The sequence below is a fragment of the Rheinheimera salexigens genome (genome assembly GCF_001752395.1).
Classification (GTDB): domain Bacteria; phylum Pseudomonadota; class Gammaproteobacteria; order Enterobacterales; family Alteromonadaceae; genus Alishewanella; species Alishewanella salexigens.
In genome coordinates, this window is the sequence record NZ_MKEK01000001.1 from 1,051,284 (window position 1) to 1,066,457 (window position 15,174).

The 15,174-nt window shown below is 42.1% G+C and carries 12 protein-coding genes; 5 read left to right on the plus strand and 7 right to left on the minus strand.

From position 1 onward, the window contains the following. The first annotated feature begins 266 nt into the window (after positions 1-266). From typA to BI198_RS04905, 3 genes are all read left to right on the plus strand, one after another. On the plus strand, positions 267-2,096 hold the full coding sequence (gene typA, locus BI198_RS04895) for a translational GTPase TypA (RefSeq protein WP_070048546.1): 1,830 nt from the start codon (positions 267-269) through the stop codon (positions 2,094-2,096). A 168-nt stretch (positions 2,097-2,264) separates the two neighbouring features. Further along, a complete protein-coding gene (locus tag BI198_RS04900; RefSeq protein WP_070048547.1) occupies positions 2,265-3,131 on the plus strand; it encodes a virulence factor BrkB family protein in 867 nt (288 codons plus the stop codon). A gap of 48 nt (positions 3,132-3,179) precedes the next feature. Further along, positions 3,180-4,082, plus strand: a complete 903-nt coding sequence (locus tag BI198_RS04905; protein WP_070048548.1) for a bifunctional GNAT family N-acetyltransferase/hotdog fold thioesterase — start codon at positions 3,180-3,182, stop codon at positions 4,080-4,082. 10 nt (positions 4,083-4,092) lie between these two features. Here the strand turns inward: BI198_RS04905 and rlmF are convergent, their stop codons facing one another. After that, the gene (gene rlmF / locus BI198_RS04910) at positions 4,093-5,004 is read right to left on the minus strand and encodes a 23S rRNA (adenine(1618)-N(6))-methyltransferase RlmF (protein WP_070048549.1); all 912 of its coding nucleotides are present in this window, start codon (positions 5,002-5,004) and stop codon (positions 4,093-4,095) included. A 209-nt stretch (positions 5,005-5,213) separates the two neighbouring features. On the opposite strand from rlmF, the gene BI198_RS04915 reads away from it, so the two are divergent. Beyond that, positions 5,214-5,822, plus strand: coding sequence for a restriction endonuclease (locus tag BI198_RS04915; RefSeq protein WP_070050664.1), 609 nt, complete (start codon positions 5,214-5,216; stop codon positions 5,820-5,822). Positions 5,823-6,048: 226 nt separating this feature from the next. Here the strand turns inward: BI198_RS04915 and BI198_RS04920 are convergent, their stop codons facing one another. The 4 genes from BI198_RS04920 to hutC form a co-directional block, all read right to left on the minus strand. Beyond that, positions 6,049-8,076, minus strand: coding sequence for a methyl-accepting chemotaxis protein (locus BI198_RS04920; protein WP_070048550.1), 2,028 nt, complete (start codon positions 8,074-8,076; stop codon positions 6,049-6,051). A 154-nt stretch (positions 8,077-8,230) separates the two neighbouring features. After that, positions 8,231-9,766, minus strand: a complete 1,536-nt coding sequence (hutH, locus tag BI198_RS04925) for a histidine ammonia-lyase (protein WP_070048551.1) — start codon at positions 9,764-9,766, stop codon at positions 8,231-8,233. 1 nt (position 9,767) lies between these two features. Continuing rightward, complete coding sequence (gene hutU, locus BI198_RS04930) at positions 9,768-11,444, minus strand: urocanate hydratase (RefSeq protein WP_070048552.1); 1,677 nt, start codon at positions 11,442-11,444, stop codon at positions 9,768-9,770. Then, the gene (gene hutC, locus BI198_RS04935; protein ID WP_070048553.1) at positions 11,444-12,172 is read right to left on the minus strand and encodes a histidine utilization repressor; all 729 of its coding nucleotides are present in this window, start codon (positions 12,170-12,172) and stop codon (positions 11,444-11,446) included. The genes hutU and hutC overlap by 1 nt, the downstream gene beginning before the upstream one ends. Positions 12,173-12,321: 149 nt before the next feature. Between hutC and hutI the strand changes: the two genes are divergently transcribed. Further along, positions 12,322-13,590 carry an imidazolonepropionase gene (hutI, locus tag BI198_RS04940; protein WP_070050669.1) on the plus strand — a complete coding sequence of 423 codons (1,269 nt, stop codon included), beginning with the start codon at positions 12,322-12,324 and terminating at the stop codon, positions 13,588-13,590. 4 nt (positions 13,591-13,594) lie between these two features. On the opposite strand, the gene BI198_RS04945 is transcribed toward hutI, so the two are convergent. Both BI198_RS04945 and rraA read right to left on the minus strand, forming a co-directional pair. Then, on the minus strand, positions 13,595-14,665 hold the full coding sequence (locus BI198_RS04945; protein ID WP_070048554.1) for a formimidoylglutamase: 1,071 nt from the start codon (positions 14,663-14,665) through the stop codon (positions 13,595-13,597). 12 nt (positions 14,666-14,677) lie between these two features. Next, entirely contained in the window at positions 14,678-15,163 is a 486-nt protein-coding gene (gene rraA, locus BI198_RS04950) for a ribonuclease E activity regulator RraA (protein WP_070048555.1), read from the minus strand. Positions 15,164-15,174: the final 11 nt, after the last annotated feature.

The following is a 15,174-nucleotide window of genomic DNA, read 5'->3' on the forward strand; positions in this document are numbered from 1 at the left end:
ATGTATTTATTGGATAAACTAATTAATAGTAGTCGTCAATTGCATTGTTTTGCACTATAATGGTGCATCATGGCTTTATATTGGTGCAATAGACATTGGGGCTAAATCTATTGCTATAAAGCATCAAACAAAAAAAATTGCATATTTTTTAAGATGCAGTTTTTCTTTCCATGTAAAAAAAGAGTAGAATATGCGCCCTTAACGTAAAAGTTAATTATTGCCTAGTGGTCATTACGGTCATCTAGTGCCACAGAGGATATGTTTACATGAGCGTTACCGCAACAAACTTAGACAAACTGCGCAATATTGCCATTATTGCCCACGTTGACCACGGCAAAACGACTTTGGTTGATAAATTATTACAGCAATCAGGCACCTTCGATGCTCGCGCTAAATTAAAAGAGCGAGTTATGGACTCCGATGCGCAGGAATCTGAACGCGGTATAACTATCTTAGCCAAAAACACATCAGTGCGCTGGAATGGTTATCACATTAATATTCTTGATACCCCAGGTCACGCCGATTTCGGTGGTGAAGTTGAACGGGTATTATCAATGGCTGATTCAGTTTTATTGTTAGTAGACGCTGTTGATGGCCCTATGCCGCAAACACGCTTTGTAACTCAAAAAGCTTTCGCGCACGGTTTAAAGCCAATCGTCGTAGTTAATAAAATTGACCGTCCAGGTGCACGTCCTGATTGGGTTATTGACCAAGTATTCGATTTGTTCGATAACTTAGGTGCTACTGATGAGCAGTTAGATTTTCCTATTGTTTATGCGTCAGCCTTAAATGGTTGGGCAACCTTAGATTACAATGAGAAAAAAGAAAACATTGATGATTTATTCGCTTCAATTGTTAAGCACGTTGCACCACCAGCTGTAGAGCTAAACGGTGAAACCCAAATTCAAGTATCACAGTTAGATTACTCTAGCTATTTAGGCATTATTGGTATCGGCCGTATTAAACGCGGTTCTATTAAGCCAAATCAACAAGTCACTATTGTTGGCGTTGATGGTAAAAAACGTAATGCTAAAGTAGGCCAAGTATTTGGTTACTTAGGCTTAGAGCGTGTTGAAACTGATGAAGCTAGTGCGGGTGATATTGTTGCGTTTACTGGCTTAGGCGAGTTGAAAATTTCTGACACTATTTGTGCAACAACGAAAGTTGAAGCATTAGTGCCGTTAACGATTGACGAACCAACAGTAACGATGACGTTCCAAGTTAATACGTCGCCATTCGCTGGTAAAGAAGGTAAATTTGTTACCTCACGTCAAATCTTAGATCGCCTAAATTCTGAATTAAAACACAACGTTGCTTTACGGGTTGAAGAAACTGTAGACGGTGATAAATTCCGTGTTTCTGGCCGTGGTGAATTACACTTAGGTGTATTAATTGAAAGCATGCGTCGTGAAGGCTACGAGTTAGCTGTATCACGCCCAGAAGTTATCATGAAAGTGATTGATGATGTAAAAATGGAGCCAATGGAAAACGTTACCATTGACTGTGAAGAGCAGCATCAAGGTTCTATCATGGAGAAAATGGGTGAGCGTAAGGCAGAAATCACTAACATGCAGCCAGATGGTAAAGGCCGTATTCGTTTAGATTTCATGATGCCAAGCCGTGGCTTAATTGGTTTCAGAACTGACTTTATGACTATCACTTCAGGTACAGGTTTAATGTACCACAGCTTTGATCACTATGGCCCTTATAAAGGCGGTAGCATTGGTCAGCGCATGAATGGTGTTATGATTTCTAATGCCATGGGTCGCGCAGCGGGTTATGCTATCTTTACCTTACAAGAGCGCGGCCGTATGTTTATTGGCCATGCTGAAGAAGTGTATGAAGGCCAAGTTATTGGTATTCATAGCCGCAGCAATGACTTAACAGTTAACTGTTTGAAAGGTAAGCAATTAACTAACGTACGTGCTTCAGGTACTGATGAAGCAATTAACTTAGTACCGCCAGTTCGTTACACTTTAGAACAAGCGTTAGAGTTTATTGATGATGATGAATTGGTTGAAGTAACACCTAAATCAATTCGTTTACGTAAGCGTCATTTAACTGAGAATGATCGCAAACGTGCTAGTCGTGGTTAATCTTTAGTTTAGTTAAGAAGCCAGCGTAAGCTGGCTTTTTTATTGGCTAAAAAACATAAAAAATCTGTTTGCAGCGTGCTGATTTACCAATAATCTACATAATATCTAACTGGTTGTGAATACGTGTTTCGGGTATGCTTTAGGGAGTTATATTAAATGGGGACTGTTATGCAGCGCAAAGTTACGCAATTTATGGCCAATAGCATTCGCTTTGCCCGGCTTTATGTACAACGTTGTTTGCAGGACCAAATCACAGTGATTAGCGGTTATTTGGCTTATATTTCTTTATTGTCGTTAGTGCCATTAATCGCAGTTATTTTCTCTATGCTAGGCGCCTTTCCCATGTTTGCCGATCTGCGCACAGAAATAGAAGCCTTCATGTACGCCAATGTTATTCCTTCTCGTGGCGATGAAATTCAAACTTATATGACTCAGTTTATTGGTAATACCGCTAAGATGACGGCTTTTGGTATTGGTGCGCTGATGGTCGTGGCGTTAATGCTCATCCACAATATTGATAAAAGTCTGAATAAAATTTGGCGTATTACTAAGCGACCGCGATTAATTATCTCATTATCAATATATTGGATGATTTTAACCTTAGGCCCCGTTTTAGTAGGCAGCTCCATTGCGTTAACCTCTTACTTAATAACGCTAACAAAATATGCAGATAATTACAGCCCAGGCATGTCGACCTTTCTTCTGGGACTAGTGCCTTATTTATTTTCATTACTGGCTTTTTTTCTGTTGTACTTAGTCGTGCCTAATACCAAAGTGAAAATGAAACATGCTATTTGGGGTGCATTACTGGCGACCGTACTCTTTGAATTTTTTAAACGTGGTTTTGCCCTTTATATTAGTCATTTTCCGTCTTACCAGGCTATCTATGGCGCCTTAGCCCTAGTGCCTATTTTGTTCGTTTGGGTATATTTATCTTGGGTAGTGGTGCTGCTAGGCGCGGAGCTTACGGCATTATTACAACAGCTTGATGCAGATAAGCAAGAGCAAGAGCAAGAGAATGATGGCACGGCTTAATATTTACATTCAAAGTTTGTTTAGCAATAGTGCTAGAGGTTTAAGCCAATGAGGCACTGGCAATTACGCGAGCCAAGCTCAACCGCTGAATGGCAGCAGTATTATCAATTGCGTTGGCAAATATTACGCCAGCCCTGGCAGCAGCCATTAGGTTCAGAGCGGGATGAGCTAGAGGCAGAAGCACATCATTTAATGCTGGTTAATACTGATGGCGATATTGCTGCGGTAGGCCGGCTACACAAATGCACTAATACTTTGGCTCAGGTACGCTATATGGCAGTGGCTGATGCATATCGAGGTAAGGGGGCTGGACGGCGAATATTGCAAGGTTTAGAGCAGCAAGCTGTAAAATGGCAATGCCAGTGCATCACCCTGAATGCTCGAGAGTCGGCACAAGATTTTTATCATAAATTAGGCTATCAGCAGCATGCGGTGGCAGATAGCTTATATGGTCTTGCCCATGTTCAGATGCGAAAAGTGATTATATTACAGGCAAGCAATGAGAAATTTACGGCATGGTGTCAACAACTTAGTGCTACATGGCAGCAAACCATACCGTTAAGTGAATTTATGCAATTAAGTATTACAGGATTTGACGGTAATACCTTTAGCTGCCAAGTACCGTTAGCTCCTAATATTAATTTACATCAGACCATGTTTGCCGGCAGTATTTATACCTTAGCCACCCTAACCGGTTGGGGTATGGTGTATCTACAATTACAAGCCGCAGGCTTAAACGGCGATATTGTGTTGGCAGAAGGCAATATCCGCTATTTGTCACCGATATCAACTAAGCCAAGTGCACGCTGTCAATTACAACATTGTATTGGCGATTTAACGCCACTGACGTTAGCGAAAAAAGCCAGCCAAGTGATAACTGTTTTGGTGCTGTCAGCCGATAAAGTAGCTGCAGAATTTACCGGACGTTATGTCGTGCTAGCTAAGACTTAAAATAAGCGAGCTAATCGGTATAGCGCCAAGCTAGTAGCAAGCTACTTTTTTGGCCTTGTTGCATTTTTTGCTGTTTAACTTGCACTTTGCCTTGCTGCTTTATTAAAGCTAACAGCGGTTTATGATGCTGACGCTGCGAGACTAAGGTGGTAAACCAACCCACTTGTTGGGCAAATTGTTTACTTTCTGCAATCATCTTGCTTATAAAAGCTAACTCGCCACCTGCACACCAAAGTTCGCTGGCGCTACCGGCGAAGTTACGGCCTTGCTTAACTTTACCCAGCTTTTGCCATTTTTGCTGGTTTACGGCGGCGGCTTCCTGTGCTGAACGATAGAAAGGCGGGTTACACACCGATAAATCAAAGTATTCATCAGGGTTAATAACACCTTGAAAAATGGAACCAGCCTGTTTTTGATGGCGTAACGTAATGGCACTCTGTAAATTATTGTTGGCACTGATAATAGTTTTAGCGATTTTTAAAGCGTTAGTATCAACTTCAGAACCTACTACTTGCCAACCAAAGCTTCGCGTCGCCAAAATAGGATAGATGCAATTAGCGCCACAACCGATATCTAGCATGCGGATCGGTTTAGCACTGCCATCATGCTGGGAACCTGAGGTTTGTTTTATTAAATCAGCTACTAAATCTGCGGCATAGTGCAAATAATCCGCCCGTCCTGGTATAGGCGGACATAAATAACCTGCCGGCAACTGCCAAAATTCAACTTGATAATAACTAGCAAGCAAGGCTGCATTTAATGTCTGTACTGCGGCTGCATTGCTAAAATCTATAGTGGCCAATCCCACTGGATTGGTTTGGATAAACGCCTGTAATGCAGGATGCTTTTGGCATAACAGCTTAAGATCATAGCGACCATGATGCGGATTATTTGGGTGTAACAGGCTGGGTGCGGTACTCATAGTCTGCCGTAGTAATGACTTTATGCCTAGTGTAATAGAATGACTAGCGGGCTGCGACTATTAATAGTTTTGTGGCTGAAATATGGCGCTAAAACTTATTAATGTGTTTTATAAAGCATTTATCATTTGTTTATTAAGTAAATTTGCGAGTGAAAGCTAATAATCATTATTCATCACTATATGCATCACTACTAATGGCGGCTCTGCAAATGAAAAATAAATGGTTGTTGGTATCGTCAATAAGCACGTTTTTAGGATTTATTGCTGGCGCGATCTATTTACTTTTTGCTGAGCATTCACTGCTATTAAGTAATAGTGGCTGGGTATTAAGTGCATTTTGGTCAACCTTTATGTTGTGGATTTTTGTCCTGATGTTTTTGTTAACTTTAATCTTAAATATTATCGTGTTTATCGAGCTAGACTCACAGCATAGTCTTTTAAATCTTAACTTACCTAATTTACTGTCGTTAAAGCAAAGGCAACAACAATTTATAATTGCTGCGCAGCAGTATTTAACCACGCAAGGCAAGTTAGAGTATTCAGCTCAAGCCCATCAACATTACCTATGCCTAAATGCAAAACCGAAAAAGTTAGTTTTTATTCAGCCAAAAACACAACAAGTTGGTATTGGTTTAATTCGTAGTTTGTTTAAACAGATGCTAGCAGAAGATATTACTGCTGGTGTGGTTGTGAGTTTTTCTGGTTTTAGTGGTCAAGCATGGATTTTTGCTCAAGAAGCGAATATTCAATTAATTGATCAAAAGAGTTTAAAAAAGCAGCAGAAACAACATGGTAAGCAGCAACTTGTGGTGATTTAAGCACAATATCACATTTTCATCGAGTTTTTTGTTACTGGTTTGGCATCATGGCTGTGCAATGGAATGCACATAAAAATAAAAAAAATGGACTTAGATATACTTCCTGCTTGGCTGACATTGTCAGCCTTTTCTTTTTCTAAGCGTACTATTGTAGTATTAACCTCGTACTAAGCTTTCAATCAGGATCTTAATTCTGGCCTTTAAGCTACTAAGCATTCAATTTATTCTACCCCACTTTAAAAGCGCTAGTATCTTGTTTAAGTTGCGTGGCTAATTTAGCGATATCATCACTATGGGCTAAAGTGCGCTGGGCTTTTTTACTGCTGTCACCGGCAAGCGCAACCATCTGCTGCATATTTTTATCTATAGCATGGCCCAATTCCAGTTGAGTTTCTGTGGCTGCAGCAACTTGTTCATTAATATGTTTGGTTTGACCAATTGCTTGGTTAACTGCTGTTAGCGATGCCACTAGTGCAGTCATTTGCTCTACGCATCGATCGGCATCTTCCTTACCTTGACCAACAGCTTGCACAGCCTGTTGGCTTTGCTGCTGTAAGGTTGCAATCATTTGTCTTATTTCTGCTGTGGCTTTCTGAGTACGATTGGCTAATGAACGCACTTCATCCGCTACTACGGCAAAACCACGGCCTTGTTCACCGGCACGAGCGGCTTCAATTGCAGCGTTTAATGCTAATAAATTAGTTTGTTCGGCAATATCACGAATAGTAGCGAGAATACTACCAATATTATTAGCTTCTTCATTAACGTTAGTCATGACACCACTGGTATTGGTTAGCTGCAGAGCCAAACTATTAATTAAAGTGCTATTTTGCTTCGCAATATCGTCAATTTCACTACTTTGTTGTTGCGCTAGTTGCATTGCGTTTGAAGCTGCTGTTGAGCGGCTAGCGATGTCTCGGGTGCTTTGCGCTAACTGTAAAGTGATATCATTGACTAAGACGATTTGTTGTTGCTGCTGTTGTAAGGACTGATTGATCTCATTGATTTCTTGGCCAGATAGGTTGGTAAATTGATCCAGCTCATTGGCATTGCGTTGAATGGTAATAATTAGGCCGCTTAGGGCTTGGGTTAAGCTATTTACTTTCGCTGCCAGGGCACCAAATTCATCTTGTTGGCTTAAATTTAATTGCCGTGTTAAATCGCCTTTGGCAATTTCACTTAATACTTTATTGATTCCGGCTAATGGTTTTAGCATCACATTTATAGTGAAATAGGCAGTAGTAATAGCGAGCAGAATTAATACTAAGGTTAAACCTAAGGTAAGGTTGGTACCTGAGCTGACAGTGCCGGTCATTTTTTGTTGTAACTGACTTAATTGATTATCAGCAGCAGTCAGTAACGAATCTAATGCGCTAATAGCCTGTTCAATTTGTTGTTCAGCAAGCACAAACTGTTGGCGAGCTAATTTAAGCTGAGTTAATTGCTGCTTTTTTATTGTCGTTAAATTGTTTTCTGCTTGTAAGCGCTGGCGTAATTGGTCTATTTGTTGGGTGAACTCTGGCCATAATCCGCCACTGTCTTGTTTTACTAATAAGTTTGCTAAATAGTCGATATTGACTTGCATATCACTTAACGAAAAACTTATGTTTTGTTGTATATTTTCAGCTTTACTGGCGTCAGTACCTGATGCTACTTCTTTTAACGTATTCATTAGCCCCAGTAATTGACCATCAATCCTACTGCCAGTACCGGTAATTAACTCTGTAAGTTTTTTGTCGGCTAATTCTAAATAAGAAATATCGAGTAAACTAGCACCAGCATTATCTAAAATTTGTTGTAGTTCTAGGTACTCGGTATCAGTGTGTTGTTGGTAATCAATAGCAGTAAGTCTCGCAGTAAACATCGCACTTGCTGCGGCAGTGTAATCGTCGTAATGCAGGTTAAAGTTATCAATAATAGCAGCGTAGTTTTTTTCGTCAGCGGTAAGTTTACTTAGTGCTGATAACTGTTGGTCTAACGCTTGCTCAGCAGAGTTAAACGCTTGTTTATAAAAAGCAATTTCAGCAACACCATCCGCGGTGTAACCTAGCGCAGATAGCTTGGCGAGCTTTAATAATTGAATTTGGGTGCTATTACTGTGTTGTTGCAGAGGAACGGCAATTTGAGTGACTTGTTGATTGGAATCATTAATACGGCTGAAATTAACTAAAGCAGAGCCACTTGAGAGTAATAATAGTAAGGCGATGAAACTAAAACCGATAATTACTTTATGGGCAACTTTTAAATTGGGCATTAACTAGCTCCACAATAATGCTAATTATTATCAGTACGACAACTGTACGGGGCAATCTATAGCCAAAGGGTAAACAATGCAAGTGCACAGCAGGCACTAGTAACCTTGGTTATTAGTGCCTGCTGTGCTAACACTCGCTAATACTAAGACTTAATTAGAAGCTACAAAGTAGCTTGCCAGGTATTAGGCTATTGAGTTTAAGTTGACGAATAACATTAGCACTTTGTTCGATATCGGGTGCAAAATACCGATCTTGCTGATAAAAACTAACGTGGTCGCGTAATATCTGCTTGGCTTGCTCCAGTACAGCTGTGGTTTTTAGTGGCGCTCTAAAATCCAGGCCTTGGGCGGCGGCTAAATATTCAACTGCTAATACGCCTAAAGTGTTTTCAGCCATATCGGCTAATCTGCGAGCAGCAAAGGTTGCCATAGAGACATGATCTTCTTGGTTTGCTGAAGTAGGTAAGCTATCCACCGACGCAGGATGAGCCAGCGATTTGTTTTCTGATGCTAAAGCCGCAGCCGTTACTTGCGCTATCATAAAACCACTGTTGACGCCGCCATTAGGCACTAAAAACGGCGGTAACTTACTTAAGGTGGCATCAATTAACAATGCCATACGGCGCTCTGATATCGAGCCTATTTCAGCTATCACTAACGCTAAATTATCCGCGGCCATTGCTACCGGTTCGGCATGGAAATTACCACCAGATAAAATATCGTTATCGTCAGCAAACACTAGCGGGTTATCGGTAACACCGTTGGCTTCTACCACTAAAACTGCTGCAGCATGGCGAATTTGGGTTAAGCAAGCGCCCATAACTTGTGGCTGACAGCGTAGGCTGTATGGATCTTGGACTTTTTCACAATTAGTATGCGACTGGCCAATCTCTGAATTATCCTGCAATAAATGGCGGTAAATAGCCGCAGAATCAATTTGACCTTGTTGGCCACGCGCTTGATGAATGCGGTCATCGAACGGTGAACGACTGCCCATCGCTGCTTCAACACTCATGGCGCCAATAACTGATCCAGCAGCAAATAAGTCTTCAGATTTAAATAAGCCTTCTAAGGCAAAGGCTGTAGAGGCTTGAGTACCATTTAACAGGGCTAAGCCTTCTTTTGCGGCTAAGGTAACAGGCTCTAAACCAGCAAATTTTAAACCTTCACGGGCATCATAAATTTGCCCTTTGTAGCTCACTTCACCTTCGCCAATTAATGGTAATACTAAATGGGCTAAGGGCGCTAAATCACCTGATGCACCCACCGAACCTTTTTTAGGGATACACGGATACACTTGGGCATTAACCAATTTAATTAACGCTTCTATTACCTGTAATCGAATACCAGAAAAGCCACGAGCTAAAGAGTTAATCTTCAGCACTAACATTAAACGTACAGTGCTGTCGTCCATTAAATCGCCATAACCAGCAGCATGCGATAATACGATAGAGCGTTGTAATAATTCTAACTCTTCAGTTTTAATCTTAGTATTAGCCAGTAAACCAAAACCGGTGTTAATACCGTATACAACACGGTTTTGCTTCAGTACATTAGCGACACATTCTGCTGACTTGTCAATGGCGGCAATAGCAGATTTATCTAAGCTTAATTCCACTGCTTGTTGTTGTACTTGGCGTAATTCAGCCAAACTGAGCTGGCCCGGGACTAAATGTAATTTAAAGCTCATATTATGACTCCGTGATCATAGGTAAATCTAAGTTTTGTTGTTTAGCACAGTCTTTGGCAATGTCATAACCGGCATCGGCATGGCGCATAACGCCAGTACCTGGGTCGTTCCACAACACTCGGCCTAAACGCGCTTCTGCAGCAGCAGTACCGTCGGCAACAATGACTACGCCACTATGTTGGCTGTAACCCATACCAACACCGCCGCCATGGTGCAGTGATACCCAAGTGGCACCGCCAGCGGTATTTAGCATAGCGTTTAGTAGCGGCCAATCTGATACGGCATCTGAACCATCTAACATGGCTTCAGTTTCGCGATTAGGGCTGGCGACAGAGCCTGAATCTAAGTGATCGCGGCCGATAACCAGTGGTGCTGATAATTCACCGCTTTTAACCATGTCATTAAAAGCTTTAGCAACACGGGCGCGGTCTTTTAAACCAATCCAACAGATACGAGCGGGTAAACCTTGGAACTGAATTCGCTCTCTGGCCATATCTAACCAGTTATGTAGATGTGCATCATCTGGTATTAATTCTTTAATTTTGGCATCAGTTTTATATATATCTTCCGGATCACCAGATAACGCCACCCAGCGGAATGGACCTATACCTTGGCAAAATAACGGTCGAATATAAGCCGGCACAAAACCTGGGAAATCAAACGCATTTTCTACGCCCATGTCTAACGCCATTTGACGAATATTATTACCGTAATCGGTAGCAACGGCACCGCGTTGTTGCATGGTTAAAATAGCATTAACTTGCACAGCCATAGAGGTTTTAGCCGCATTTACCACAGTATCTGGGTCTAGTTTGCGTTGCTCTACCGCTTGTTGCATTGTCCAACCCTGTGGTAAGTATCCGTTTAGTGGATCATGGGCTGAAGTTTGATCGGTCACAACATCTGGGGTAATACCGCGTTTAACTAATTCGGCAAACACATCAGCGGCATTGGCCACTAAACCAATCGAAGTTGGAGTATTGTCTTGTTGGGCTTGCTCTAATAACGCTAAGGCTTGATCTAAGTTATGCGCTTTTTTATCGACATAACCGGTTTTTAACCGAAAATCGATCCGGCTTTCATCAACATCACAAGCCAGCATATGAAACCCAGCCATGGTTGCTGCTAGGGGTTGTGCGCCACCCATGCCGCCTAAGCCGCCAGTTAAAATCCACTTATTAGCCGCATTACCAGCGAAGTGTTGTTTAGCCATAGCGACAAAAGTTTCGTAAGTGCCCTGAACAATGCCTTGGGTGCCAATATAGATCCATGAACCGGCAGTCATTTGGCCGTACATCATCAGGCCTTTTTTATCTAATTCATTAAAGTGCTCCCAGTTAGCCCAAGCTGGCACTAAGTTTGAATTAGCAATTAATACTCTAGGGGCATCAGGGTGAGTAGGGAACACGCCGACTGGCTTGCCGCTTTGAATTAATAAGGTTTGGTTATCTTCTAAGCGTTCAAGTACGCTAACAATTTTATCATAGCACTGCCAATCCCGCGCGGCACGGCCAATACCACCATAGACCACTAGGGCTTGCGGATGCTCAGCCACTTCAGGATCTAAGTTGTTCATTAACATGCGTTTAGCAGCTTCAGTCTGCCAACTTTTGGTGCTAATACTATTGCCGCGATCGGCGCGAATAACACGACTTTCATCAATACGAGGATCAGTCATTACATAGTCTCTCTGCTGGTGGGAAGTAAAAAGTTAAGGTGACCGCCTAAACGATAGCGGCTACCAGGTGATGTTAGGTAAGCTAAACTGACTGCGCCTTCACGGCTAAAAGTGCGTCGAGTTAAACGCAAACAGGGTTCAGCTTTTTTTAGCTGTAAATGTTGGCAAGTAAAATTATCTGGCCAAATAGATTCAACGGTATGCTCAGCTTCGGTTAGCGGAGCAATAAAGCTTAAATATTGATGCGGTGTTTGACTGCTAAAATCTTGCTTAATATAGTCTGGCACCAATACTGGACTGACATAACGGGCTTCAAGCTGTAGTGGTAATTGATTTTCTATATGCACAATTAACGAAAAATAAACTGGCTGATTACGCTTCAAACCTAGGGCTTCGGCAATAATGGCCGGGCAGGGCAACTCTGTTAATTGCACTAACTTGGCGTGATAAGTATTGCCGCGAGCATTAATTTCATCAGCAATATTTCGAATTTCTAATAAAGATGATTGTGATTTTAATGCAGCCACAAAGCTACCGACACCTTGGGTGCGATATAAAATACCCTGCTCGGTTAATTCTTGCAGTGCTCGGCGTGCGGTCATACGACTGACACTAAATTGGCCTGCTAAATCATTTTCAGACGGTACTCGACTATGTTCAGGCCAAACGCCAATTTCAATTTGGCTTAGGATGTATTCTTTTATTTCTGCAAATTTTGCGATAGCCATGCCCACCCCCTAGCCTAGATTATGTTTATAGTTATATTAAAAAATAAAGCATCTTGGTTGTATATACAAGCGGTTCGGGGTAAATTAGTTTTATAAGTGACGATTAGCTTAAAATAATGTTCAGTTTTACCACTGAAAAGGAGCGCACTATGCAAAATTCTAAACAACAGACTAAGCAAGATGCTATGCAGCAGTTTGATGGCGTATGGCTAAACGCAAATATTGCCACCATGCAGGATAATGGCAGCGCCTATGGCAGCATTAAAAAAGCCGCGTTAGCGATTAAAGATGGCGTTATTGCTTATGTCGGGCCACAGGCTGAATTGCCGGCTTTTGATACTCTGGCAACGCCATTATATGACATGGCTGGACAGTGGGTTTTGCCCGGGCTAATTGATTGTCATACCCACTTAGTTTATGCCGGTAGTCGGGCCAATGAATTTGAAATGCGCTTAAACGGTGCTAATTATCAAGATATTGCCGCCGCTGGTGGCGGTATTAAATCGACCGTAGCAGCAACCCGACAAGCTTCAGAGCAACACCTGTTTGTTTTAGCCAAACAGCGCTTAAATACTCTATTATCGCAAGGCGTAACCACAGTGGAAATTAAATCTGGCTATGGCTTAGATTTAGAAAATGAAACTAAAATTCTTCAAGTCGCATCCTTACTAGACCAACACCATCCTATTAGTATTAGTAAAACCTTTCTTGGTGCCCATGCCTTACCTGCTGAGTTTGCCAATGATGCCGATGGTTATATTGAATCTGTTTGTGCCATGTTGCCTATTTTGCAGCAACTCAACTTAATCGATGCCGTTGATGTGTTCTGTGAAAACATTGGCTTTAGTTTAGAGCAAACCCGCAAAGTGTTTGCCGCAGCTAAAGCGTTAGGTTTGCCGGTTAAAGCCCATGCTGAGCAATTATCGAATTTAGGCGGTAGTGCGTTAGTGGCTGAATTTGGCGGTTTATCGGCAGATCATATTGAGTTTTTGGATGAGGCAGGTGTACAAGCAATGGCAAAAGCGGGCACGGTAGCGGTATTGTTACCGGGCGCTTACTACTTTTTACGCGAAACCCAGCAGCCGCCTATTGCGCTTTTACGCCAGCATGCTGTGCCAATGGCGATAGCTACTGATCTTAACCCTGGCACCTCACCGCTTTGCTCATTACCATTAATGTTAAATATGGCCTGCACCCTATTTCGTTTAACCCCAGAAGAAGCTTTACTTGGTGTCACTCGCCATGCAGCTAAAGCACTAGGCTTTGCTGATAGAGGTGTATTGGCGGCAGGAATGCGAGCTGACTTTGGTTGTTATGATATAAGTCAGCCGGCTGAATTGTGCTATCAATTTGGCGTTAGTACATTACAACAGTTAGTGATAGCAGGTAGCGAAGTTAATACTAAACATACTGCTTAAATTATCATTCTGCTGGTTGTTGCTGCTTGCCTTGAATAAAGGCATAAACTAATGCTGCCAAGGTTTGACCGGCTTCATTCATACCCGCCGCTAAGCCAGCTGGGTGCTGAGCAGGTGCCGCTTCGGCTAAATGTAAATACTGACTACGGGGCAGTTTGGCTAGTTGATACACAAACTGCTCTGCTGCTGCGACGCTAATACCACAATTAGTGAATGCACTAACGGGCATTAAACTAATGCTATCAGTATCGACTTCAATGCCGATAGGGTTGTTGCCTTGATTGATAAACTTAATACATTGCTCTAAAGCTTGGCGATAACTAAATTGTTGGCGCACAAAAATCTGTTGGTAACTGATAAATTCTGCACCGGCTTGCTTTAATAAAGCCAGATTGGCCGTAGAGTTTTTTAATTCATGTAAACCTAACACAAAATATTGAGCAAGTTTTTGCTGTTGCCACGCATAACTAAAGCCATTACCGCTATGCCGGCCTTCTATGGCTCTAAAGTCAGAGTGGGGGTCTAGGTTAGCGCAATTGACGGCTTGTTGGCTAACGCTAGCCAGAGCGCTAAGTATAGGGTAACTATTATTGTGGCCACCGCCAATAATTATCGGGTACAGCCCGGCGGCAAAAATTGCAGTAATAACCGGCTCTACCCGTTGGTCAATAACGTTAACTAGTTGGCGTAGCTGCTGTAAGTGCTCGGTATTGCTGGCGCTAAGCTGAGTTGCTTGTGTTTGTAAATCGCTACAGTCTATCTCGCCTAACAATAATATCTGTTTAGAGTCAATAAAGTCATTACTTTGTAAGTTTACAAATTTTGTTAAGAATGCCTGCCAGGCGTCGGCAGCACCGCCGGCACCTAAGTTTGCTCTAGGGCCAATATCTTCAGTAATACCCACTAATACATAACGACAACCCTGACTTTTACTTAGTGCCAATTGCTCAGCTAAGGCTAGCTCCGTTAAATCAAGTGCGGTTTGCGGTAACTGTAGTTGTTGGCCTATACGCTGCTCGCCGGTTCTTGGCTGGCACAGGGTGTTTAACAACGTTGAATTAAAAAGTTTAAGCATTATGGTGATTCTTTACTCAATATCTAAGGCATCAGGTGACATAATAATACCGGTGCTATCGGCATATAAGTGATCACCCGGTAAAAAAGTTACCCCAGCAAAATTAACCGGCACTTCAACTTCACCAAAGCCTTGATCGTCTGCACCAACGGGAATCGCATTAACCGCTTGAATACCAATATCAAAGTCTTCTAATAAATCTAATTCTCGAACACTACCGTAACAGACGATACCTTCCCAATTATTAGTAGCCGCCATTGCTGCGAGTTCTGCATCAATAATGGCACGTCGTGCAGAACCACCGGCATCAATCAGTAACACCTTACCCACGCCTTGTTCAGACAAAACTTGACGAACTAAACCATTATCTTCAAAGCATTTAATGGTGGTAATTTGACCACCAAATGAGCGCCGACCGCCATAACTGGCAAAGATAGGCTCTACCACGTCGATAACATCGGCATAGAGATCACATAATTCTGAGGTATTATATTCCATTGAAAACTCCA